19 protein-coding genes and 1 tRNA gene are annotated in these 23,901 nt (G+C 66.0%); 5 read left to right on the plus strand and 15 right to left on the minus strand.

From position 1 onward, the window contains the following. Nucleotides 1-66: 66 nt before the first annotated feature. The 7 genes from glgX to Q8Q53_RS04590 all read right to left on the minus strand — a co-directional run bounded on the left by glgX (nt 67) and on the right by Q8Q53_RS04590 (nt 11,922). Nucleotides 67-1,836 carry a glycogen debranching protein GlgX gene (glgX, locus tag Q8Q53_RS04560; RefSeq protein ID WP_305700565.1) on the minus strand — a complete coding sequence of 590 codons (1,770 nt, stop codon included), beginning with the start codon at nt 1,834-1,836 and terminating at the stop codon, nt 67-69. After that, nucleotides 1,833-3,464, minus strand: a complete 1,632-nt coding sequence (locus Q8Q53_RS04565; RefSeq protein WP_305700566.1) for an alpha-D-glucose phosphate-specific phosphoglucomutase — start codon at nt 3,462-3,464, stop codon at nt 1,833-1,835. The genes glgX and Q8Q53_RS04565 overlap by 4 nt, the downstream gene beginning before the upstream one ends. After that, nucleotides 3,461-4,915 (minus strand): glycogen synthase GlgA, encoded by a 1,455-nt coding sequence (gene glgA / locus Q8Q53_RS04570; protein WP_305700567.1) that lies wholly within the window; start codon nt 4,913-4,915, stop codon nt 3,461-3,463. The genes Q8Q53_RS04565 and glgA overlap by 4 nt, the downstream gene beginning before the upstream one ends. After that, nucleotides 4,915-6,186, minus strand: a complete 1,272-nt coding sequence (gene glgC / locus Q8Q53_RS04575; protein ID WP_305700568.1) for a glucose-1-phosphate adenylyltransferase — start codon at nt 6,184-6,186, stop codon at nt 4,915-4,917. Before glgC ends, glgA begins: the two co-directional genes overlap by 1 nt. Nucleotides 6,187-6,228: 42 nt before the next feature. Beyond that, on the minus strand, nt 6,229-8,394 hold the full coding sequence (gene glgB, locus Q8Q53_RS04580; protein ID WP_305700569.1) for a 1,4-alpha-glucan branching protein GlgB: 2,166 nt from the start codon (nt 8,392-8,394) through the stop codon (nt 6,229-6,231). 172 nt (nt 8,395-8,566) lie between these two features. Further along, entirely contained in the window at nt 8,567-10,984 is a 2,418-nt protein-coding gene (locus Q8Q53_RS04585) for a glycogen/starch/alpha-glucan phosphorylase (RefSeq protein ID WP_305700570.1), read from the minus strand. Between the two features lie 164 nt (nt 10,985-11,148). Further along, nucleotides 11,149-11,922 (minus strand): NYN domain-containing protein, encoded by a 774-nt coding sequence (locus Q8Q53_RS04590; RefSeq protein WP_305700571.1) that lies wholly within the window; start codon nt 11,920-11,922, stop codon nt 11,149-11,151. A gap of 118 nt (nt 11,923-12,040) precedes the next feature. Here Q8Q53_RS04590 and Q8Q53_RS04595 point away from each other — a divergent pair, with 118 nt between their 5' ends. Then, complete coding sequence (locus Q8Q53_RS04595; RefSeq protein ID WP_305700572.1) at nt 12,041-13,213, plus strand: serine hydrolase; 1,173 nt, start codon at nt 12,041-12,043, stop codon at nt 13,211-13,213. 196 nt (nt 13,214-13,409) lie between these two features. On the opposite strand, the gene Q8Q53_RS04600 is transcribed toward Q8Q53_RS04595, so the two are convergent. The 3 genes from Q8Q53_RS04600 to pdeM all read right to left on the minus strand — a co-directional run bounded on the left by Q8Q53_RS04600 (nt 13,410) and on the right by pdeM (nt 16,164). Then, the gene (locus Q8Q53_RS04600) at nt 13,410-14,810 is read right to left on the minus strand and encodes a DASS family sodium-coupled anion symporter (RefSeq protein ID WP_305700573.1); all 1,401 of its coding nucleotides are present in this window, start codon (nt 14,808-14,810) and stop codon (nt 13,410-13,412) included. A 57-nt stretch (nt 14,811-14,867) separates the two neighbouring features. Beyond that, nucleotides 14,868-15,389, minus strand: coding sequence for a translation initiation factor IF-3 (gene infC, locus Q8Q53_RS04605; protein ID WP_305700574.1), 522 nt, complete (start codon nt 15,387-15,389; stop codon nt 14,868-14,870). Nucleotides 15,390-15,495: 106 nt separating this feature from the next. Then, nucleotides 15,496-16,164, minus strand: a complete 669-nt coding sequence (gene pdeM, locus Q8Q53_RS04610; protein WP_305700575.1) for a ligase-associated DNA damage response endonuclease PdeM — start codon at nt 16,162-16,164, stop codon at nt 15,496-15,498. Between the two features lie 44 nt (nt 16,165-16,208). Between pdeM and hemF the strand changes: the two genes are divergently transcribed. Further along, entirely contained in the window at nt 16,209-17,066 is an 858-nt protein-coding gene (hemF, locus tag Q8Q53_RS04615) for an oxygen-dependent coproporphyrinogen oxidase (RefSeq protein ID WP_305700576.1), read from the plus strand. Nucleotides 17,067-17,121: 55 nt separating this feature from the next. Then, complete coding sequence (locus tag Q8Q53_RS04620; protein ID WP_305700577.1) at nt 17,122-19,212, plus strand: bifunctional (p)ppGpp synthetase/guanosine-3',5'-bis(diphosphate) 3'-pyrophosphohydrolase; 2,091 nt, start codon at nt 17,122-17,124, stop codon at nt 19,210-19,212. 93 nt (nt 19,213-19,305) lie between these two features. Here Q8Q53_RS04620 and Q8Q53_RS04625 read toward each other — a convergent pair. From Q8Q53_RS04625 to Q8Q53_RS04640, 4 genes are all read right to left on the minus strand, one after another. After that, a tRNA-Lys gene (locus Q8Q53_RS04625) sits at nt 19,306-19,381 on the minus strand. Nucleotides 19,382-19,420: 39 nt separating this feature from the next. Next, nucleotides 19,421-19,918 (minus strand): 2-amino-4-hydroxy-6-hydroxymethyldihydropteridine diphosphokinase, encoded by a 498-nt coding sequence (gene folK / locus Q8Q53_RS04630; RefSeq protein ID WP_305700578.1) that lies wholly within the window; start codon nt 19,916-19,918, stop codon nt 19,421-19,423. 7 nt (nt 19,919-19,925) lie between these two features. Then, complete coding sequence (gene aguB / locus Q8Q53_RS04635) at nt 19,926-20,777, minus strand: N-carbamoylputrescine amidase (RefSeq protein WP_305700579.1); 852 nt, start codon at nt 20,775-20,777, stop codon at nt 19,926-19,928. Between the two features lie 13 nt (nt 20,778-20,790). Next, a complete protein-coding gene (locus tag Q8Q53_RS04640; RefSeq protein ID WP_305700580.1) occupies nt 20,791-21,651 on the minus strand; it encodes a class I SAM-dependent methyltransferase in 861 nt (286 codons plus the stop codon). A gap of 130 nt (nt 21,652-21,781) precedes the next feature. On the opposite strand from Q8Q53_RS04640, the gene msrA reads away from it, so the two are divergent. Continuing rightward, nucleotides 21,782-22,309: a peptide-methionine (S)-S-oxide reductase MsrA gene (msrA, locus tag Q8Q53_RS04645; RefSeq protein ID WP_305700581.1), complete on the plus strand. Its 528-nt coding sequence runs from the start codon at nt 21,782-21,784 to the stop codon at nt 22,307-22,309. On the opposite strand, the gene Q8Q53_RS04650 is transcribed toward msrA, so the two are convergent. Next, nucleotides 22,306-23,535, minus strand: a complete 1,230-nt coding sequence (locus Q8Q53_RS04650) for an RsmB/NOP family class I SAM-dependent RNA methyltransferase (protein ID WP_305700582.1) — start codon at nt 23,533-23,535, stop codon at nt 22,306-22,308. The genes msrA and Q8Q53_RS04650 overlap by 4 nt on opposite strands. A 54-nt stretch (nt 23,536-23,589) precedes the next feature. On the opposite strand from Q8Q53_RS04650, the gene Q8Q53_RS04655 reads away from it, so the two are divergent. Next, nucleotides 23,590-23,757 (plus strand): DUF1674 domain-containing protein, encoded by a 168-nt coding sequence (locus Q8Q53_RS04655; RefSeq protein ID WP_305700583.1) that lies wholly within the window; start codon nt 23,590-23,592, stop codon nt 23,755-23,757. The last annotated feature ends 144 nt before the right edge of the window (nt 23,758-23,901 follow it).

Genomic DNA, 23,901 nt, shown 5'->3' on the forward strand with positions numbered 1-23,901 from the left:
GCGGCGATTGCTGCGACAGGGCGGGCCTTCCTCCGGTGCGGAGGGAGGCCCGCTCTCGTTTGGACCCTAGATCGCGGCGGTGCGCTCGGCGCGCCGGATGCGGAAATGCAGTGCGGCATTCACGTGGTAATCGAACCCGCCGCAGGCCGGGTCTTCCCAGTCATCCGCTGTCATGCCCAGGCCCGATGGGGCCAGCCATTCGCCGCCTTGCGGGAACTGCGCGAACTCTGCCAGCCGGGTGGCGCGCGCGGCGGACAGCGCGGCGACATGGTCTTCCAGCGCGGTGTCACGCCCGTCCCAGTCCAGCCAGAACGCGGCGTTATCCTGGCAATAGGCGTTGTTGTTGCCGTGCTGGGTGCGGCCAGATTCATCCCCCGCCGTCAGCATCACCGTGCCGGTCGATGCGAACAGCGTGCCGAGCATGGCGCGCAAGTCCTCGGCCCGGCGGGCGTTGACCTGCGGGTCATGGCTCGGCCCCTCGCAGCCGTGGTTCCAGCTGAAGTTATCGCCGTGGCCATCGCGATTGTCTTCCCCGTTGGCGTGGTTGTGGCGGTGTTCATAGGCCGTGCAATCGGCCAGCGTGAAGCCGTCATGCGCGGCCAGAAAGTTCACGCTGCGGCAGTCCGGCCCGAACAGGTCAGCTGATCCCGCCAGCCGCGTTGCCAGCAGGCCCACGCCGACATCACCGCGCCAGAACCGGCGCACATCATCGCGGAAGCGGTCGTTCCATTCCAGCCAGCCGGGCGGGAAGTTCCCCAGTTGATAGCCGCCGGGGCCGATATCCCATGGCTCGGCAATCAGCACCCGGTCGGCCAGCCACGGATCGGCGGCGAGTTCGGCGAAAAACGGCGCATGGGCGTCAAAGCCCGGTCCGCGCGCCAGCACCGGGGCCAGATCGAACCGGAACCCGTCCACCCCGCAGTGCCGCACAAAGTGCCGCAGCGTAGCCAGCGCCAGCGCCCGCACCGCCGGATGGCCAAAGTTCAGCGTGTTGCCGCAGCCGGTGTCGTTGATCAGCGCGCCGCCCGGTTCATGCGCATAGGCCGGGTTGTCCAGGGCGCGCAGGCACAGCACCGGGCCGTGGACATCGCTTTCACCGGTGTGGTTCAGCACCAGATCGAGCAGCACGCCGATCCCCGCCGCGTGCAGCGCCGCCACCGTCTCGCGCAGTTCCGCTACCCCGCCGGGACACAGCCGGGGATCGAGCGCCAGCGGCGCGACCGGGTTATAGCCCCACGCGTTGGTCAGCCCCAGCGGGGGCAAGTGCCGTTCATCGATCCACGCGGTGACCGGCATCAGCTCGACCGCGCTGACATGCAGTTTTTGCAGGTGCGCGATGACGGCGGGATGCGCCAGCGCCGCCACCGTCCCGCGCTGCCGGGCCGGGACATCCGGGTGGAGCATGGTGAAGGCGCGCACGTTCAGTTCATAGATCAGCCCGCCGCACTGAAACCGGGGCGGAGCCAGCGGCACTTGCCGCAGCGCGCCCTGCACCAAGCCGCGCGGGACCAGATCGGCGGTATCCGCGCCGTATTCCGACAGGCGCGGGTCATAGGTGAACTGCCGGTCGAGTTCGATCGCATAAGGATCGACCAGCAGCTTGGCGGGATCGAACCAGCGCCCGCGTTCCGGTGCCCAATCGCCCGATGCGCGGTAGCCGTAATGGGTGCCGGACAGGTCGCCGGGCAGGGCCAAGGTCCATTCATCGCCCGCGCGCGCCATCGGCAGGCGGGTTTCGACAGTGCCATCGAACAAGCACAGATCGACACCGGCAGCATGGGGTGAACGGACGGCGAAGCGGGTTTCGCCCGCCTCGACCCATGCGCCCAACCTCACGTGATGACGTCGGGCGCGGTGCGGGCCGTGTGGCGGGTGATCCCGGCAATCGCCTCTGCCGCCGCGATCAGGTCGGCCAGCATCACGCCGACTTCGGCGTCGAGATCGCCGCTCGCCGGTTCATAACGCTCCAGATAGACCCGCAGCGTCGCGCCTTCGGTGCCGGTGCCGGACAGGCGGAACACGATCCGCGATCCGCCTTCGAACAGGACCCGCAGCCCCTGATTGGCGCTGGCCGAACCATCGACCGGATCGAGGTAGGAAAAGCTGTCTGCGCCTGCGACCGTCAGCGGGCCGAATGCTTGCCCCGGCAGCGTCGGCAGCGCGGCGGTCAATTCCGCGATCAGCGTATTGGCCACGTCGGTCGGCAGGGCTTCGTAATCGTGGCGGGCATAGTAGTTGCGCCCGAACTGCCCCCAATGTTCCCGCGCCAGCGCATCGACCGATATGCCGCGCACCGCCAGCACGTTGAGCCACAGCAGCACCGCCCACAGCCCGTCCTTTTCGCGCACATGGTCCGATCCGGTCCCGGCGCTTTCCTCACCGCAGATCGTCGCCTGCCCCGCATCGAGCAGGTTGCCGAAGAACTTCCAGCCCGTCGGCGTTTCGAACGCGGGAATGCCCAGCGCCGCCGCCACCCGGTCCGCCGCCGCACTGGTCGGCATGGACCGCGCGATGCCTTTCAGCCCGCCTGCGTAACCGGGGGCAAGGGTTGCGTTGGCGGCCAGCATCGCCAGCGAATCCGACGGGGTGATGAACCGGCCGCGCCCGATGATCAGGTTGCGGTCGCCGTCCCCGTCCGATGCCGCGCCAAAGTCCGGCGCGGCGGGGCCCATCATCAGATCGTACAGGTCTTTCGCATGGACCAGATTGGGATCGGGATGATGCCCGCCGAAATCCTCCAGCGGCACGCCATTGCGGACAGTCCCAGCGGGGAAGCCCAGTCGCCGTTCCAGAATCTCGGTCGCGTAAGGCCCGGTCACCGCGCTCATCGCGTCGAACGCCATGGTTAGCCCGCCTGCCACTGCGGCGCGGATCGCGGGGAAATCGAACAGTGTTTCCATCAGCGCGGCATAGTCAGCGACGGGATCGATCACTTCGACCGTCAGCGCGCCCACTTGCGCGGTGCCGATGGTGTCGAGGTCGATGTCGGCGGTGTCTTCCGCCAGCCAGCGGTCGACCGTCAGGGTCCGGGCAAAGATCGCCTCGGTCACGGCTTCGGGCGCGGGGCCGCCGTTGGCGATGTTGTATTTGATCCCGAAATCCTCATCCGGCCCGCCGGGGTTGTGGCTGGCCGACAGGATCAGCCCCCCGCTGGCCCCGTATTTCCGGATCACGTGGCTGGCCGCCGGGGTGGAGAGGATACCCCCTTGCCCGACCAGCACCCGGCCATAGCCATTGGCGGCGGCCATGCGGATCACCTGCTGGATCACGGTGCGGTTGTAATAGCGCCCGTCGCCGCCGACCACCAATGTCGATCCGGGCGCGCGCTCCACCACGTCGAACACCGCCTGTACGAAGTTTTCCGCATAGTTCGGCTGGGCAAACACCCGCACTTTCTTGCGCAGGCCCGATGTGCCCGGCTTTTGCCCGTCGAATGGCGTAGTGGCGTGCGTGCTTACCGTCATTGTGTGCCTGTCAGTTCCCGATAGAGCGCGGCATACGCTGCCCCGCTGTTGTTCCAGCTGAAATCCGCTTTCATGCCGTTGCGCTGCAACATCTGCCACGCCCCCGGCGTGTGATAAAGCCGTATCGCGCGGTCAATCGCGCCGGTCAGCGCGCCATAGCTGACCCCGGTAAACTGCACCCCGGTGGCCACGCCCGCGTTGAGCGCCGCCAGGTTGGCGTCGATCACCGTATCGGCCAGCCCCCCGGTGCGCGCCACGATCGGCACGCAGGCATAGGCGAGGCCGTAAAGCTGGGTCAGCCCGCACGGTTCGAACCGGCTGGGCACCAGAATGGCATCCCCGCCGGCCTGCATCCGGTGCGACAGCGCCTCGTCATAGCCGATCCGCACCGCGATCCGTCCCGGATGGCGCACGGCGGCGGCGTGGAGCCCTTCGACAATCGCCGGATCGCCGCTGCCCAGCAGTGCCAGCCGCCCGCCGATCCCGGCCAGATGGTCCAACACTTCGAGCAGCACGTCCATGCCCTTTTGCCAGGTCAGCCGGGTGACCACGACGAACAGCGGGCCGTCGCCGGGTTCCAGGCCGAACTCGGCCTCCAGCGCGCGCTTGTTCGCGGCCTTTTTGGCCAGCGTGCGGACGGTGAAGGTCTGGGCGATGTGGGGATCGCTGGCCGGGTTCCATTCGCCGGTATCGATCCCGTTGACGATCCCGCGCACCCGCTCGCCCCGGCTCTGGATCAGGCCCTCAAGCCCCATCCCGAACTCGGCCTCGCGCACTTCGCGGGCGTATGTCGGGCTGACGGTGGTGATGACGCTGGCGGACTCCATCCCCGCTTTCAGGAAGCCGACGCCGCCATAGCTTTCAACCCCGTCGATGCTCCACGCGGCGCGGGGCAGGCCCAGACCGCTGAAAATCTCCGCGCCGAAATAGCCCTGGAACGCCATGTTGTGGATCGTCATCACCGACGGCACCGGGGTGCTGCCCGCCAGCGGAGCGAACCGCAGATAGGCCAGCGCCATCGCCGCCTGCCAGTCGTGCGCGTGGACCAGATCGAAGCGGCGCCCTTTGACCAGCCCGCCCGCCAGATCCGCCGCCGCGCGCCCGAAGGCGGCAAAGCGGCGCCAGTTGTCGGCCCAGTCCTTGCCGCCCGGATCGGCGTAGGGGCTGCCGCCGCGCGCAAAGAACCCCGGCGCGTCGAGCACGATCAGGGCCGCGTCGCCCAGCTTGCCCGCGATCAGTCGGGCCGGTTCACCCAGCAGGCTGTCATAGCTGTGCAGCACCTTGCCGCGCTTCACCGCCGCCATGACCGAGGGGAACCCCGGCAGCAGCGTGGTAACCGCTATGCCTTGCTGGGCGAGCGCGCCGGGCAGCGCGCCGGCAACGTCGGCCAGCCCGCCAGTCTTGACCAGCGGGACGGCTTCGGATGCGACGGACAGGACAGATAACGGCATTACAGGTCCAGCTTGTCGATCATCGGCTGGGTGATCAGGCACACGCCCTTGTCGGTGCGGCGGAACCGCTTGGCATCCAGCACCGGGTCTTCGCCCACCACCAGCCCCGGCGGGATTTTCACGCCCCGGTCCAGCACGACCTTATTCAGCTGCGCGCCGCGTCCGATATCGCACCACGGCAGGATGACGGATTCTTCCACCCGGCTCCAGCTGCGCGCCAGCACGCTGGTGAACAGCAGGCTGCGGTTCACGTGGCTGCCGGAAATGATGCAGTTTCCCGATACCAGCGATGACACTGCCTCACCCCGGCGGCCGTCCTCATCATGGACGAACTTGGCGGGCGGGACCATTTCCGCGTGTGACCAGATCGGCCAGTCGCGATCATACATATCGAGCTGCGGGATGACGTGCGTCAGGTCGATGTTGCCTTCCCAATAGGCATCGAGCGTGCCGACATCGCGCCAGTAAACCCCGGTTTCGTCCTTGCCGCGCACGCAGCTGTCAGAGAACCGGTGCGCCACGGCTTTGCCGTGTTCCACCAGAAAGGGGATGATATCCTTGCCGAAATCGCGGGTCGAATCGGGATCGGCGGCATCACGGTTCAGCTGTTCGAACAGGAACTTCGTGGTGAACACGTAAATCCCCATCGACGCGAGCGAGACGTCCGGCTTGCCCGGCATCGCGGGGGGATTTTCCGGCTTTTCCACAAATTGCGTGATCCGGTCGTCCTTGTCGACCGCCATGATGCCGAAGCCCTTGGCCTCGGCGCGCGGCACTTCCATGCAGCCCACGGTCACGTCGGCGCCCTGGTTGACGTGCTGTTGCAGCATCAACTCGTAATCCATCTTGTAGATGTGATCGCCCGCCAGGATGACGATGTATTCCGGGCCGTGCCCTTCGATGATGTCGATGTTCTGGTACACCGCATCCGCCGTGCCCTCATACCACTGCGTTTCGGACACGCGCTGCGATGCGGGCAGGATATCGAAGCTTTCGTTGCGTTCGGGTCGGAAGAAGTTCCAGCCGATCTGCAAGTGCCGGATCAGCGAGTGCGCCTTGTACTGCGTCGCCACGCCGATCCGGCGAATGCCCGAATTGAGCGCGTTGGACAGCGCAAAGTCGATGATCCGGGTCTTGCCGCCGAAATAGACCGCCGGTTTTGCGCGCCGGTCGGTCAGTTCCATCAACCGGCTGCCGCGCCCGCCCGCCAGAACATAGGCCATCGCATCGCGCGCCAGCGGCCGTGCCGGGGATGCCTGCCGTTTTGCCATCATCGTCAACTTCTCCTGCCCCAAAATGCCGTGTCTTGCGGATTATCCCTCGTATTCGAACATCACCGTCGCCAGCGGCGGCAGCACGACTTGCGCCGCGCCGTCATGGGCCGTGACCGTGCCCAGATTGCCCTGCCCGCTGCCGCCATAGATCGCGGCATCGGAATTGAGCACTTCGCGCCACACGCCGTCATGCGGCAGCGGCAGGCGATAAGACCCGTGAACCTGCGGGGTGAAATTGCTGACCACCGCGATGGGCCGCGCACCCGGCGCCTTGCGCAGCCAGGCAAAGACCGAAGCCTGGGCATCGTCCGCCACCAGCCATTCGAACCCTTCGCCCTCGCAATCGCGGGCATGGAGCGCGGCGCGGCCGGTATAGAGCCGGTTGAGATCGCGGACCAGCGCCTGAACCCCGGCGTGCGGCGCGGTATCGCACAGTTCCCAGTCCAGGCTGCGTTCCTCGCTCCACTCGCGAACCTGCGCAAACTCCTGCCCCATGAACAGCAGCTTCTTGCCGGGATAGCCCCACATCAGGCCGTAATACGCGCGCAAAGTGGCAAATTTCTGCCATTCGTCGCCGCTCATCTTGTTCAGCAGCGATCCCTTGCCGTGGACCACCTCGTCATGGCTGAGCGGCAGGACGAAGTTTTCGCTGAAGGCATACATCAGGCCGAACGTGATTTCGTCATGATGGTGGCGGCGGTGGATGGGGTCGCGCGCCATGTATTGTAGCGTGTCGTGCATGAAGCCCATGTTCCATTTGAACCCGAAGCCCAGGTTGGAACGCGGCCCATCATCGAACGCGGGCAGGGTGACGCCGGGCCAGGCGGTGCTTTCCTCGGCAATGGTGATGACCCCGGCGTGGGTGCTGTAGAGCGCCCGGTTCATGGCCCGCAGGAAATCGACCGCTTCCCAGTTCTCGCGCCCGCCCTCGGCATTGGGGATCCATTCCCCGGCCTTGCGGGAATAATCGCGGTAGAGCATCGAGGCGACCGCATCGACCCGCAGCCCGTCAATGTGGTATTTTTCAGCCCAGAACAGCGCGTTGTTGATCAGGAACGCGGCCACTTCGCGGCGGCCGAAGTTATAGATCGCGGTGTTCCAGTCCGGGTGGAAGCCCAGCCGCGGGTCTTCGTGTTCGTACAGCGCGGTGCCATCGAAGTGGGCAAGGCCGTGGGCGTCGGTCGGGAAGTGCGCGGGCACCCAGTCGACCAGCACCGACACCCCCGCGCGGTGCGCACCGTCGACGAACCGGGCGAACCCGGCGGCATCGCCGAACCGGGCGGTGGGGGCGTACAGCCCGGTGGTCTGGTAACCCCAGCTGGGGTCATAGGGGTGTTCGGCCACCGGCAGGAATTCGATATGGGTAAAGCCCATGTCGGTAACATAGGGGATCAGCCGCGCGGCCATTTCATCCCAGCTGAGGAACCAGCCGGTTTCATCGCGCTGCCACGATCCGGGGTGGACTTCATAAATCGCCATCGGCTCGCGCCGGGGATCGACGCTGGCCCAGTGGTCGCGGTGCGCGGCATCGCCCCATTCGCCCTTGCCCGGTTCGGCAATCAGCGATGCGGTGCTGGGGCGCAGTTCGGCGGCGAAGGCATAAGGATCGGCCTTCAGCGGCAGGACGGTGCCGTCCGGGCCGGTGATGTGGAACTTGTAGGCGCGGCCAAGGCCAATGTCGGGTATGAAGATTTCCCACACGCCGATATCGGCGCGGCGGCGCATGGGATGGCGGGCCGCGTCCCAGTCGTTGAAATCGCCGACCAGCCGGACCATGCTGGCAGTGGGCGCCCAGACCGCAAAGTGCACGCCCCGTGCGCCCTGATGCTCGATCCGGTGCGCGCCGAGCTTGTCGAACAGGCGGAAATGCGTGCCTTCCGCGATCAGGAAGTCATCCATCGGCCCCAGCACCGGGCCAAAGCTGTAGGGATCGGTCAGCCACCATTCGTGGCCGCCCGCCGTGCAGCGGTATTGCAGCGGTTGCGGCGTGCCGCGCAGCTGGCCTTCGAACAGGCCGCGCGGATCGACTTGCGCCAGCTTGCCCAGGCTCGATCCGCCCAGGCTGAATGCTTCGGCGGTTTCCGCGCCGATCAGGACCGCGCGGGCAAATGTTCCACCCGGTCCGGCATGCGGCCCCAGCAAGGAAAAGGGATCGGCGTGACGGCCTTCAAGCAAGGCGGAAATTGCGGCACCTGTCGGCTTCAAGCATTCCCCCTGTCAGTTCTCCGGACGTTTCCGGGCATCCTTACCTAGCCCTGCTTGGCCCCCGGAAGATACAGGGAAATCGTATGCGGCGATGGGTTGGCGCATTCGATTTCATTGGCGCTTTCATTGGCGCTTTCATCGGCGTTTTCGGGGGCGTTTTCAGGGGCCGGGACTACTTGAGTACCCCCCAGATCTCGCGGGCATATTCGCCGATGGTCCGGTCGGATGAGAACCACCCGACATTGGCGATGTTGCGGATCGCGCTGGCGCGCCAGCCGGGCTGATCCTGCCAGCGCAGATCGACGCTGCGCTGGGCGGCGTGATAGCTGTCGAAATCGGCGGCGACCATGAACCAGTCGTGGTCGTAAAGCCCGCCCATCAGCCCCGCATAGCGTTGCGGATCGTCGGGCGAGAACACGCCCGACGCAATCGCATCGACCGCCTGACGCAGTTCGCGGCTCTTTTCGATCACGGCGCGCGGGTTGTAGCCCCCGGCGCGCTGCTCGGCCACTTCATCGGCGGTCAGGCCGAAGATCACGATGTTGTCGTCACCGACGTGATCCTTGATCTCGATATTCGCGCCGTCCAGCGTGCCGATGGTCAGCGCGCCGTTCAAGGCAAACTTCATGTTGCCAGTGCCCGATGCCTCCATCCCGGCGGTCGAAATCTGTTCCGACAGGTCCGCCGCCGGAATGATCCGTTCGGCCAGACTGACGTTATAGTTCGGCACGAACACCACTTTCAGCAGCCCGCCGACGGATGGATCGGAATTGACCCGCTTGGCGATGTCATTGGCCAGTTTGATGATCAGCTTGGCGTTGTGATAGCTGGATGCCGCCTTGCCGCCGAAAATCTTGACGCGCGGCACCCAGTTGCGTTCCGGGTGGCTGCGGATCTGATCATAGAGCGCGACCGTCTCGATCAGGTTGAGCAGCTGGCGCTTGTATTCGTGGATGCGTTTGATCTGCACGTCGAACAGCGCATCGGGATCGAGCCGGATGCCGGTCAGGTCCTTGAGGTGCGCGGCCAGCGCGACCTTGTTGGCGCGCTTTACCTCGGCCACGCGTTCGCCCAGCGCGGCGTCATCGGCCAGCGCGTTCAGGTCGGTCAGCAGCGCCGCGTCATCCAGGAACTTGTCGCCGATCGCGTCCTTCAGGATCGCGGTCAGCCCCGGATTGCACTGTTGCAGCCAGCGGCGCGGGGTGACGCCGTTGGTCTTGTTGTTGATGCGGGTGGGATAGAGCTTGTGCAGGTCGGCAAAGACCGTGCTTTTCATCAGGTCGGTGTGGAGCGCGGCCACCCCGTTGACGCTGTGCGCGCCGGCAAAGGCCAGGTTGGCCATCCGCACCCGGCGTTCCCCGCCCTCGTCAATCAACGAGATCGCGGCGATGGCCGCGCCGTCCAGCCCCGCCTTGCCCGCTTCGCGCAGCACCCGGCTGTTGATGGCATAGATGATCTGCATATGGCGCGGCAGCAGCCGTTCGAACAGCGGCAGCGGCCAGCTCTCCAGCGCTTCGGGCAACAGGGTGTGGTTGGTATAGGCGATGGTCTGGCGGGTGACGTCCCATGCTTCGTCAAAGCCCAGGCCGTGCAGGTCGGTCAGCAGCCGCATCAGTTCGGCCACGGCGACCGCGGGGTGGGTGTCGTTCAGCTGGATCGCGGCCTGATCGGGCAGGGTGCGGACATCGCCGTGGAACTGCACGTGACGGCGCAGAATGTCCTGGATCGAGGCGGAGGTGAAGAAATACTCCTGCCGCAAGCGCAGTTCCTGCCCGGCCGCGCTCGAATCCGCCGGATAGAGCACGCGCACCAGACTGCTGGCGCGCAAGTCATCGGCCAGCGCGGCGAAGTGATCGCCCGCATTGAACGCGTCGAGCTTGATCGGATCGATCGCGTTGGCGGTCCACAGCCGCAGGGTGTTGACCCGCTTGCCGCGCCAGCCGACCACCGGGGTATCGACCGCGACCGCCTCAACCTGTTCGCCGGGGTTCCACTGCGCGCGGTCACCCTGCATCACGATTTCGCCGCCGAACCCGATCCGATAGGCGCTTTCGCGGCGCTCAAATTCCCACGGGTTGCCGTGCGCCAGCCAGGTTTCGGGCAGCTCCACCTGCCAGCCATCGTCGATCCGCTGGCGGAACATCCCGTTCACATAGCGGATACCATAGCCGTAAGCCGGGATGTCGAGGCTGGCGAGGCTTTCCATGAAGCATGCCGCCAGCCGCCCCAGCCCGCCGTTGCCCAGTGCGGCATCGGGTTCCAGTTCCTCCAGCGCGGCCAGATCGAAACCGTGTTCGGCCAGCGCCTGTTCCATCGCGCGGGTCAGCCCCATGTTCGACAGCGCATCGCGCAGCAGCCGCCCGATCAGGAATTCCAGGCTGAGGTAGTAAACCCGCTTGCCCTTGGTTTCATACGTGCGGCGGGTGGAATCCATCCACCGGTCGATCACCGCATCGCGCAGGGTATAGACGGCGGCGGTATACCAGTCGTGCGGCTTGGCGGCGCGCTCGTCCTTGCCGACGCGGCGGCGCAGCACTTCGACGATGCGGTCGCTGATCTGGGTGAATTCGGCGCTGCGAGTGGTTGGCACGGACGGTGGGCTCCCCTGAATAGAACTATCGGCCGACGGCTGGGCGCTTGCGCGCCGCCGGGCAACCGTTCCTCCCACCATGCCTCCGGGAGACAGGGTTAGGCCATTGTGCAGTTGCGAAGCAAGGGGTGCATTTGCAACGCAAACCAATTCATTGGCTTAAGTCAGCCTGCCGCCGGTTTGGCGCGGGTCGGCTTCAGGCGGATATAGACCCCGCTGCCGGACCTTCGCTCGACATCGAACGCGCCGGTCTTGTCGACCAGATCGCTCAGCCGGGCATGGCCGAAGGTGCGCGGATCGAAGTCGGAATTGAGCACGCTCAGCCGCTTGCCGACCACGCCCAGCGGGAACCAGCCATCGGTATCGTCCAGCTGGCTCAGCGCAATGCGGATCATCGGCACTGCGGCGGACGCCGACCGGCGCGGCAGGATGGTGGCGGCAGCGGCCTTGTCCGGCCCGGCTCTGGCATCAGCCTCAACCACTGCGGCCAGCGGCAGCAGGTTTTCGGTATAGATGAACCGCTTGCACGCCTGCCGGAAACTTTCGGGCGTCTTCTGTTCGCCAAATCCGTACACGTCCACGCCCTGTTCGCGGATGCGCGCGGCCAGCCGGGTGAAATCGCTGTCGGACGACACCAGGCAGAACCCGTCGAACCGCCCGGAATGGAGCAGGTCCATCGCATCGATCACCAGCGCGATGTCGGATGCGTTCTTGCCCACGGTGTTGGCAAAGTTCTGGTGCGGCATGATCGCATGGGGGGACAGGACATCGGCCCAGCCCTTCAGCCGGGTGCCGGAAAAGTCGCCGTAAATGCGCCGGACGCTGGCCTCGCCGATGGTGGCGATTTCCTCGAACAGGCCGGTCACGATCCGGGGTGAGGCGTTGTCGGCGTCGATCAGGACGGCCAGCTTGCGGGTGCGATCTTCATGGGTTGCCATGGCCTCTTATGGCAGGGCTGGGGCCGAACCGCCATGCCCCCTTTTCCTGATTGCGAAGCGCTCTATGCTGCGCCCCACAACAGGAAACAGGAGAGGGAATTTGCGCAAACGGACGATTATGCTGGGGGCGCTCGGCGCGGTCTTGCTGGCGGGCGGAGGCTGGTATGTCAGCCTCGACAAGGAAACGCGCGGCATTCTGGCGGCGCTGCCGACCAATGCCGATGTGCTGGCCTGGTCGCAGGACCAGCGCGATGCAGCGTTCCGGGGGATGGACCGCCTGTCGGTGCTGGCCGAGGCGAACACGATTGCGCCGTCCGCCACGCCGCTGCCACTGCCTGCGGGCAAGCCGCTGGAAGTGCCGGGGATCGACCAGTATCTGGCGCAGCAGCGCGCCGCCGGGATCGTGATCGTGCAGGACGGCAAGGTCCGGCTGGAACGCTATGGCCTGGAGTTCGATGCCAAGGGCCGCTGGACCAGCTTTTCGGTCGCCAAGTCGTTCACCTCGACACTGGTCGGCGCAGCGGTGCAGGACGGGGCGATCAAAAGCCTGGACGACAAGGTCAGCCAATACATCCCGGACCTGCGCGGTTCAGCCTATGACGATGTGACCATCCGGCAATTGCTGACGATGAGTTCGGGCGTGCGCTGGAACGAGGATTACGAAGATCCCAAGGCCGATGTCGCGCAGTTCAATGTGGTCGCGCCCGATCCCGGCATCGATGCGACGGTCAGTTACTTGCGCAAGCTGCCGCGCGCCCATCCGCCGGGCGAAGTGTGGCATTACAACACCGGCGAAACCAACCTGATCGGGGTGCTGGTATCGTCTGCCACGAAAAAGCCGCTGGCGCAGTATCTGCAGGAAAAGGTCTGGCAGCCAGCAGGGATGGAAGCGCCCGCGACCTGGCTGAAGGGCAAGACGGGCCACGAAATCGCCGGATGCTGTTTGCAGGCCGCCACGCGCGATTTTGCCCGGTTCGGGCTGTTCGTGCTGGGAGGGGGCAAAACTCCGCAAGGTCAGCAGATCGTGCCGACGGACTGGTTTGCGCAGGCGACCGTGAAGCAGAAGGACATTGGCGAGCCGGGGCGCGGCTATGGCTATCAGTGGTGGACTTATGACGACGGCTCGGTCGCAGCGCAGGGAATCTTCGGGCAGGGCATCTTCATCGACCCCAAGCGGCGGCTGGTGATCGCGTCCAATGCCAACTGGACCCGCGCTACCAAAGGGCCTGAACCGGACGCGCGCGATGCGTTTTACAAGCAGGTTCAGGCGCTTATCGACGCAGGTAAGTAACGCTTACAAATTGTCGCCAGAAGCCGCTCAGGCGTTGCAATATTGACCAGTCCTTATATAAGGCTGGGGTCATAAAGCAAAAGCTGCGTGGCTCCTTCGGGTCGCCTCGAAGGAAACGGACGGCGTATTCGCTGACGGGCTAGTCCCCCGGACCAGGGCGCCAAGCCTTGGTCCGGAGGACCAGTTTCTCTGGCGCTCAGATCAGGGCGATCCCCCAGACCACGCCGACGATCAGGATCACGCCGGTCAGGTCCAGCAGGAACCCGGCGCGGATCATGTTGCCCATTGCGATGTGGCGGGTCGCCCAGGCAAAGGCGTTGGGACCGGTCCCGGCGGGCAGCATGAAGCCCCAGGTCGATGCGATCGCGGCGGGCAGGGCGAGCAGGATCGGGTCTGCCCCCAGCGCCACGACCAGCGCGGCGATCACCGGCAGGATGCCGCTGGCGGTGGCGATGTTGCTGGCAAATTCGGTCACCAGGATCACGAACGCGACCACGACCAGCGCGACAATCGGCAGCGGCACGTGGGCCAGCGGCAGCAGCATCTGGCCCAGCCAGGCAGCCAGCCCGGATTCGGTCATCCCCATCGCCATGGCCAGCCCGCCGCCGAACATCAGCACCACGTCCCACGGCGCGCGGTTGGCTTCGTTCCAGGTCAGCATCTGCCGCCCGGTGCCGTCGGGCAGCATGAACAGCGCGAGGCCCGCGATCGCCGCGATCGTCCCGTCGGTCAGCCCGCCCTTGGGGAACAGCCCTTCCAGCCAGGGCAGGGTCATCCATGCCAGAAATGCCAACGCTACCACCGGCACCAGCCGCCGTTCCGGGATGGTCCATGCATCCGAATGGCTGATCGCGGCGCGCGCGGCGGCGGGATCGAAGCCGTCCTGCCCCAGTTTCTGCACGCGCGCGATGATCAGCGCGGCCAGCGGCACCCCGATCAGCACGATCGGCATGGTGAACATGCTCCATTCCAGGAACGTGATCTTCAGGCCCAGCGACTTTTCCAGCAGGCCTGCCGCAATGGCATTGGTCGGCGTGCCGACCATCGTACCCAGCCCGCCAATCGACGCGGAAAAGGCGATCCCCATCGGCAGGGCCCCGGCAATTCCGCCAGTTTCGCCGTCCTTCACCCCGCCTGCGGCCAGCATCGCCAGGGCCATCGGCATCATGATCAGCGCGGTGGACGTATTGGAAATCATCATCGACAGGATCGCGGTCGCGGCCATCACCGCCAGCAGCAAGCGCCCCGAAGTCAATCCGGCACGGCGCATGATGAACAGCGCGAGGCGCCGGTGCAGTCCGGTCCGCTCGATCGCCAGCGCCAGGAACGCCCCGCCGATGAACAGGAACATGATCGGGGAATAATAGGCCGCCGCCGTCTTGTTGGCATCGGCCACGCCGGTCAGCGGCAGGACCAGGAACGGCAGGATCGCGGTGGCCGAGAGCGGCAGCGCCTCGGTCATCCACCACGCGGCCATGATCCAGACCAGCCCGGCAGCGGGCCAGGCGGGGGCGGGCATCCCGGCAGGGGCAGGCAGGATCAGCGTGGCAAGGAACCCGGCGATGCCCACCCAGAAGCCGATACGGCGTGCGGTCATCCCGGTTTTCCCCCAGCAGGCACGCCCGCGCCTTACGGCGGGCGCTGCCCGAATGCTTTACTTCGGCGACACCACCATCAGCATCTGGCGGCCTTCCATGCGCGGATAGGCTTCGACCTTCGCGACTTCGGCGATGTCTTCCTGCACGCGGCGCAGCAGGTTCATGCCCAGCTGCTGGTGCGACAATTCGCGGCCACGGAAGCGCAGGGTGACTTTCACCTTGTCGCCTTCACCGATGAATTTGTGCATCGCCCGCATCTTCACGTCATAGTCGTGGTCGTCGATGTTCGGACGCATCTTGATCTCCTTGATCTCCTGCGTCTTCTGGGTCTTGCGGGCCAGGTTGGCCTTTTTCTGCGCCTCGTAGCGGAACTTGCCGACGTCGAGGAACTTGCACACTGGCGGGTCGGCGTTCGGCGACACTTCCACCAGATCAAGGCCGACTCCTGCCGCCTGCTCAATGGCTTCGCGCGTATACATCACGCCGATGTTTTCACCACTTTCGTCAATGACGCGGACTTTGTCCGAGGTGATCATGTTATTGTAGCGCGGCCCGCTCTTGACGGGGGGCGTCATCATGCGCCGGGGTGGGGGTGCTATAGTCGGGACTCCTCAAGACTCTTGTGCGGCGGCTCTTAGTCTGAATCGCGCGCCGGGAAAAGGTGCGATTTCCCGCCAAAAGCGCCTATTTGGCGCGCCACAGCGGGTATTGCAGCAATTTGCCGCGTGCGCTGAGCAGGGCATCGGCGGCGCGCGCGGGTTGCAGCGCGGCGATGATCGCCGGATCAGATGCATCCAGCCCCCCGGTCAGCGCGCCGAACGCGGGCAGGATCAGCCGGGTTTCAGACCGCACTGCACAGGGCCGGGAAATGTGCCGCCCGCGCGCGGTGACGCGCAGTTTCGGATGGAAATGGCCGGACAATTCGCCCCGCGTCTCGCCCGCCAGCGCCTCGTGCCGCAGCACCAGTCCGGCGAGTTCGAGTTCGGGCAGCGCGGTGCCTTCGCCCACTTCGCCCCGGTCGTGATTGCCGGTGATCCAGACCCAGTCGGTCGCGCGGGTCAGCGCCGCCAGCATCCCCGCCGCGTGCGGTTCCAGCCGCGCCGCGCCTTCGGTATCGTGGAAGTTGTCGCCCAGGCACAGCACCCGCCGCGCGCCCGTTTCGCGCACGGCCAGCGCGACCCGTTCGAGCGTTTCGCGGCTGTCATAAGGCGGCAGCATCTGCCCGAACCGGGCAAAGAAGCTGGCCTTTTCCAGATGCAGGTCCGCCACCAGCAGCGCCCGCTCGCGCGGCCAGTAGAGCGCGCGCTGGCCGACCAGCATCAATTCCTGACCTGCGAACGAAAAGGGAACCATGGCTTTTTCTTGCCGGAAGCAGTTTCACTTGGCAAGGGCGAGTGATGACCGACTGGACTGCCCACACCGCCCGCGCCAAGGACTGGTTCGAAGCCCTGCGCACCCGCATCTGCACCGCGTTCGAGGACATCGAGCGCGAAGCGGGCAGCGCCGCCGCGTTCGAATATACCCCGTGGTCGCGCGAGGAAGCCGGTAATCCCAACCCCGGCGGCGGCGTGCGGGGAGTGATGAAGGGCAAAGTGTTCGAGAAAGTGGGCGTCAACGTCTCGACCGTTCACGGCACTTTCGCGCCTGAATTTGCAGGCACGATCCACGGCGCAGGCGCGGACAATCCGGGCTTTACCGCCACGGGCATCAGCCTGGTCGCGCACATGGCCAACCCGCATGTTCCCGCCGTGCACATGAACACCCGTTTCCTGACCACCGGCAAGGCGTGGTTCGGCGGCGGCGGCGATCTCAATCCGCCGATCCCCTACCCGCAGGATACGGATGAGTTCCACGCCGCGTTCAAGGCCGCCTGCGATGCGCACGACGGGGATTACTATCCCCGCTTCAAGGCCTGGGCGGACGATTACTTCTATATCCCGCACCGCGGCGTCCACCGCGGCGTCGGCGGGATTTTCTATGACCATCTGGAATGCGCCGACGAAGCGCAGTGGGATGCGGGCTTTGCCTTCACCCGCGACGTGGGTGAGGCGTTTCTGGACGTGTTCCCGCAGCTCGTCCGCCGCCGGATGGGGCTGGACTTTACACCGGCCGAAAAGCAGCAGCAGCTGGAATGGCGCGGCCGCTATGCCGAGTTCAACCTCGTCTATGACCGGGGCACGCTGTTCGGCCTGAAGACCGGCGGCAATATCGACGCGATCCTGATGAGCCTGCCGCCGGAAGCGGTGTGGCGCTGATTTATTCGGCAAGGGCCTTGCCCTTGTCCCGCATGTCTGCCCATCTAGGCTGATAATGCTGCGCCAGTACGAACTTGTCGAACGGGTGATGAGCTACGCTCCGGATGCGGACGAAGCGATGCTCAACCGTGCCTATGTCTATACCGTGCAGAAACACGGCACCCAGACGCGCGCCAGCGGCGATCCCTATTTCAGCCACCCGGTCGAAGTGGCGGGCCTGATGACCGAGCTGAAGCTCGATCAGGAAACGATCATCACCGCGCTGCTCCACGATACGGTCGAGGATACCCTTGCCACGACCGAGGAGATCGAACGCCTGTTCGGCCCCGAAGTCGCCCGGCTGGTCGACGGCGTGACCAAGCTGTCCAAGATCGAGGCGATGACCGAAAGTGAACGCGCGGCGGAAAACCTGCGCAAGTTCCTGCTGGCGATGAGCGAGGACTTGCGCGTCCTGCTGGTCAAGCTGGCCGACCGGCTGCACAACATGCGCACGCTCCACTACATCAAGAGCGAGGAAAAGCGCTGCCGGATCGCCCGCGAAACGATGGAAATCTATGCCCCGCTGGCCGAGCGCGTGGGGATGTACGAATATATGCGCGAAATGCAGCTGCTGGCGTTCGAGCAGCTGGAGCCGGAAGGCTATGCCACGATCACCGGGCGATTGACCCAGATCCGCAGCAGCGAGGGCGGACAGGTCGATTCCATTGCGCTGTCAATCAAGCAGGCGCTGGCCGAAGCAGGCCTGCGCGTGGAAGTGTCAGGCCGCGAGAAGCACCCCTATTCGATCTGGAAGAAGATGGCCGAGCGCCATGTGACCTTCGAACAGATCACCGATATCATGGCGTTCCGTGTGCTGACCGACAGCGTCGCCGACAGCTATCAGGCGCTGGGCATCCTGCACACCACCTGGCAGATGATTCCGGGGCGGTTCAAGGATTACATCTCGACGCCCAAGTCGAACGGCTATCGGTCGCTCCACACTGCGCTGATCTTTGAAAACTCGATGCGGATGGAAGTGCAGGTGCGCACGCACGAAATGCACAACACCAACGAATTCGGGCTGGCCGCGCACTGGGCCTACAAGCAGGGCGACCGCCCCGACGGGCAGGTTGGCTGGCTGCGCGACCTGATCGAGATCGTCGATGCCAGCCACGATGCCGAAGAACTGCTCGAGCACACCAAGCTGGCGATCTATCAGGACCGGATTTTCGCGTTCTCGCCCAAGGGCGCGCTGCACCAGCTGCCCAAGGGATCGACCCCGGTCGATTTCGCCTATTCGGTCCACTCGGACCTCGGCAACTTTGCCGTGGGGGCCAAGATCAACGGGCGGCACATGCCGCTGCGCACCACGCTCAGCAACGGCGACGTGGTGGAAATCATCAAGAGCCGCAAGGCCTCGCCGCAACTCGCGTGGCTGGGGTTTGTCGTCACCGGCAAGGCCCGCGCCGCAATCCGCCGGGCGGTGCGCGCCAAGGAGAAACAGGAAATTGCGGCAATCGGCCGCCAGCTGTTCGACCAGATCGTCGAGCACCTGCCCTCGAAGATCGGCAAGAAGGCGGTGCGCGATGCGGTCAAGCGGCTGGGCCTGACCAGCGAGGAAGAGCTGATGGTCGCCATCGGCACGGCCAAGCTGGATGACCGGCAGGTCATGGAGGCACTTGTTCCCGGCAGCGCTGCGGGCCTCGCCAAGCCGGATCAGTGGACCGGACAGGAACGCGCGATCTCGATCCGGGGGCTGACGCCGGGCGTGGGCGTCCAGCTGGCCGAATGCTGCCATCCCGTGCCGGGCGACCGGATCGTCGGCATCCGCCAGCCCGACAAGGGCGTGGAAGTCCACTCGATCGACTGCATGACCCTGGCCACCGGGGTCGATACCGACTGGCTCGACCTGTCATGGGGCGATCGCACCACCGGCGCGGTCGGGCGACTGCGGATGGTACTCTATAACCGCCCCGGCACCCTGGCCGATGCCACCGGCATCTTCGCGGGCAACCAGGCCAATATCGTCTCGCTGGAAATGACCCAGCGCGACGAACTGTTCGGCGGCTATGAAGTGGACCTGGAAGTGACCGATCTGGCCCACCTCACCCGCATCGTCAGCGCGCTGCGCGCCAGTGATGCGGTGGCACAGGCTGACCGTATCTGATGGCGGGTTGGCACGCCCGGTTCCCGGCCTGTGCAAGCGCCCGACGCCAAAGCCAGCCACATCGCCAGCCAATGCTGTTACCTGTTGAAAACGTGGTGAGCCCTGCTGGGTTCGAACCAGCGACCTACTGATTAAAAGTCAGTTGCTCTACCGACTGAGCTAAGGGCCCCGACCACATGGGCGCGCTTAGGGGGGTGGGCGCTTGCGGTCAAGCGGGTGTGATTGCCTTTGCCCGCTTCAGGCGGCGGTGCAGCTGGCGGATCGTGCCGCCGCCCAGCGGATCGCGCCAGTCGGCGGCGATTGGCAGGGCCGGGGCCAGCACGAAATCACGGGTGCGATAGGCGATATGCGGGACGGTCAGGCCGGGGGAGGACCACGCCCCGCCGCGCCGCAGCACGATGTCCAGATCCAGCACCCGCGAAGACCAGCGCTGACCGCGCTGGGTGCGGCCAAACGCGCGCTCGATCTGCTTGAGCGCGGTCAGCAGCGCATCGGGGCGCAGGTCTGTTTCCACCACCGCGGCGCTGTTGGCATAGCGGCGGTGCGAGGGGCCGATGGGGGCGCTGCGGACAATCGGACCGGTGCGGACCACGCGGATACCCGCCTGCTCCAGCCCGGCCAGCGCGGCCGTCAGCACGCGTTCGGGCGCGCCGTGGCGAACGTGGCGTTGGTTGGAGCCGAGCGCGATCAGATAGCGTTCGCCCATCGGCGGGTCAGATGTCCTGCGCAATCCGGGTGTAAAGCTGCGGGCGGCGATCGCGGAAGAAGCCCATGCCGGCGCGGTGCGTCGCGGCGCGGGCCAGATCGAGCGTCGCGGTCAGCACGCCGGTTTCGGCCGCGCCGTATTCGGCCACCAGATCGCCCCATTCGTCGCTGATGAAGCTGTGGCCGTAAAACCGCTGGCCGTCCTCTGTGCCGATCCGGTTGGCGGCGATGACCGGCATGCAGTTCGATACCGCATGGCCGATCATCGCGCGGCGCCACATCCGGCTGGTGTCGAGGCTGGCGTCATACGGCTCGGTGCCGATGGCCGTGGGGTAAAGCAGCACTTCGGCCCCGAGCAGCGCCATCACCCGCGCGCATTCAGGATACCACTGGTCCCAGCAGATCCCGACGCCCAGCTTGTGGCCGAACAGCTCCCAGACCTTGAACCCGTCATTGCCGGGGCGGAAATAGTACTTTTCCTCATACCCCGGACCGTCGGGAATGTGGCTTTTGCGATAGGTGCCCATGACATCCCCGTCGGGGCCGATCATGGCAAGGGTGTTGTAATAGTGGTGCCCGTCACGCTCGAAGAAGCTGGTCGGGATTGCGACGTTCAGCTTTGCCGCCAGTGCGCGCATGGCGATGACCGAGGGGTGCTGCGCCACCGGTCGGGCCAGCGCAAACAGCGCCTCGTCCTCGACCTTGCAGAAATACGGCCCGGAAAACAGTTCGGGCGGCAGGATCACTTGCGCGCCGTCCGCTGCCGCCGCTTCCACCAGAGCGGAAACGGCGGCGATGTTGGCCTGTTCGTCAGCGCTGCCCAGCGGCAGTTGCAGCGCGGAGATGCGGAGTGTGCTCATCCGCCGCGCAGTATCAGGGGCGCTTGCGGAACAAAAGCGTCATCCGGTCAGATTCGCCAATCGCGGTCAGGCGGGGCTTGTCCGCCTCGGCTGCGCCGCGCAGCGATGGCGGGAGGGTCCAGACGCCGTTTTCGTGATTGGCGGGGTCTTTCTTGTTGGCGTTGGCTTCGCTTTTGCCAACAAACGCAAACCCGTTGATTTCCATGAACTTGATGATGTCAGCCTCGCGCATGTAGCCCTTGCTGCCATCGGTGTAGCTGTAGGGGGCGCTTGCCTTGGCGCGGTGCTGTTCGATGCCGATCATGCCATCGGGCTTGAGCAGATCGCGCATCGCCTTGATTTCGCGGTCGGCGATGTTCCAGCGGGTCAGGTTGTGCATCATCCGCATGATCAGGATGCGGTCGAACGTGCCCTTTTCGGCGGCGGGAACAGCATCGAGGGAATGGGCGGCAAAGCGTTCGGCCGGCAGGCCGGACCAGCCCGCCACTTCACCCGGAAACTTCGCCACGCCGTCGCGGATGCCCTGCTGGCTCTTTTCGTTGAACGCGCCCGACGTGGGATCGAAGAACAGCCCGACGAACTTGCCATGTTCGCCCAGATACAGCCCGAGCAGGCGCGAATACCAGCCGCCGCCAGGGGCGTATTCGCCCACCTTCATCGTCGGTTCGACCTTGAAGAAGTTAAGCGTTTCAGCCGGGCGGCGATACTGGTCGCGGGCGCGGTCCTTGTCGCGCAGCGGGCTGGCGACGGCGGCGGCGAGTGCGGCCTTGGCGTCGATCTTCATGGCGTGATGGGCATGCCCGCCAGTTTGGGCAAGCGAGGGGGCGGCGGCCAGGGCAATGGCACTGGCGGCAAGAGCGGCGATAAGGCGCATGAGGGTCTCTCCGTGGGGAATTGTTCTGCCCACCAACTTAGGGCAGCGCAGGCCGATGACAAGCACCACCCTTGTGCCTATTTGCTATCGGCACTGAATTGCGGTGAAACATGACCGAAGGGATATTTTGATGGCGCAGGCAATTCTGGCGGGTGGCTGTTTCTGGTGCACCGAAGCAGTCTATCGCGATGTGATCGGGGTGAGCGAGGTCGAAAGCGGCTATATCGGCGGGGCGGTGCCCAACCCGACTTACAAGCAGGTTTGCGGCGGCGATACCGGCCATGCCGAAGCGGTGCGGCTGACGTTCGATCCGGCGGTGATCGGCTATGGCGATCTGCTCGACATCTTTTTCGCGATCCACGATCCGACCCAGCTGAACCGGCAGGGTGGAGATATCGGCACGCAATATCGCTCTGCGATTTTCCCGCTGGACGATGCCCAGCGCGCCGAAGCCGAAGCCGGGATCATCCGCGCCCGGCGGGACCGCAGCGAACCGGTGGTCACCACCATCGAAGGCCCGGCTGAGTGGTTCCCGGCGGAAGATTACCATCAGGAATACTGGGACGGCGAAGGCCAGCGCAATCCCTATTGCCTGGCCGTAATCCCGCCCAAGCTGATGAAGCTGCGCAAAAGCTTTGCCGGGCGGGTGAAGTCCTAGGCGCGCCAGCGGGCGATGAAGAATCCGTCCAGCCCGCCCGCCCCGTCCAGCATCGCCGGATCGGTGCGGACCCAGCCTGCCGCCGTGGGGGTAATCCCGGCGGGGAGTTCGTCGGCGCGGATCGGATCGGGCGTTAGCGCCACGGACGCGGCCTGCGCCTCGCCCTCGGCCTCTTCCAGTGAGCACACGGCATAGACCAGCTGGCCGCCGGGTTTCATCCACGCGCTCGCCCGCGCCAGCAGCGCGGCTTGCAGCTCGGCCAGTTCCGCAATCTGGCGCGGGCCGATCCGGTGGAGCACATCGGGGTGGCGGCGGCAGGTGCCGGTGGCGGTGCAGGGCGCGTCGATCAGCACGGCATCGAATGGTTCGGGCGGTTCCCAGGTCAGCGCATCGGCGGTGACCAGATCGGCGCTGAGCCCGGTGCGGTCCAGATTGGCCTGCATCCGCTCCAGCCGCTTCGCGCGGGCATCGAGCGCGGTGACCTGCCACCCGGCAGCGGCGAGTTGCAGCGTCTTGCCCCCCGGCGCGGCGCAGAGGTCGAGCACGCGGCGGCCACCGCCTGCGCCCAGCAGCCGGGCGGGCAGGCTGGCGGCCAGATCCTGCACCCACCACTCGCCCGCGTCGAAGCCTTCGATATTCTCGACCGCGTTGCCGCGCGGCAGGCGGATGTGGCCGGGGGCGAGCGAGAGGCCGGCCAGTTTTTCCGCCCACTCCGCCGTCGCGGCGGGATCGCGCAAGGTCAGGTCCAGCGGCGGCGGCTGGGCCAGCGCGGCGGCGATGGCTTCTGCGCGCGCGCCCCAGCGCTCCACCACCGGCAGCGGCAGGGTCGGCGCGGCGGGCAGGGCAACCGCGCGCTTGACCAGCGTGGAGAACACCCCGTGCGCCAGACGGCGCGGTCCGCCGCTGAGCAGTTCAAGGCCCGTCGCGATCACCGCGTGCGGCGGTGTGTCCAGCCGCAGCCAGCCGGCCAGCATGATCCGCAGCACCGCGCGCGGCTTGGCATCGTCGGGCAGCACTTGCCGGGTCGCGCTGTCGATCAGCGCATCGAGATCGGCCAGCCAGCGCAGCACTTCGCCCGCCAGCGCCCGGGCCAGCGCCTTGTCGGCCTGTCCGCGCACGCCCTGCAACGCGCCGTTCGCGGCCTGATCCAGCGTTTCACCTCGCCGCAGCACGGCATCGGTCAGTTTCAGCGCGGCCTTGCGCGCGGGGAGGCCCGGTATATCCATTCCCGGCCCTTAGGCGGGATTGCATCGCAGGGCCAGCGGGCGCATTGAGCCGTGATGACCCAGCGTGCCACCCAGCGGCCCCAGCCCTTCACCAAGCCCGCGCATTGGACCAATACCCCTGCGCCTAAGCCGGCCGAACCCAAGCTGGCGGACGATCCGGCCGAACTGTCCCCCACCCGCTATGGCGACTGGGTGAAGAACGGGATCGCGATCGACTTTTAGGGCCTTGCCCGGCGCTCAGACAATTGAACCACGCTTGGGCCACCTTGGCCACCTTGGCCACCTTGCCCAGATTGGTGGCCGGCGGCGTGCAGCAGTTGCCCCCAATTCCCGGCTTGCAGTGATTTCGTGCCGCTGCCTGCGCGA

The organism is Novosphingobium sp. (assembly GCF_030699305.1).
Classification (GTDB): domain Bacteria; phylum Pseudomonadota; class Alphaproteobacteria; order Sphingomonadales; family Sphingomonadaceae; genus Novosphingobium.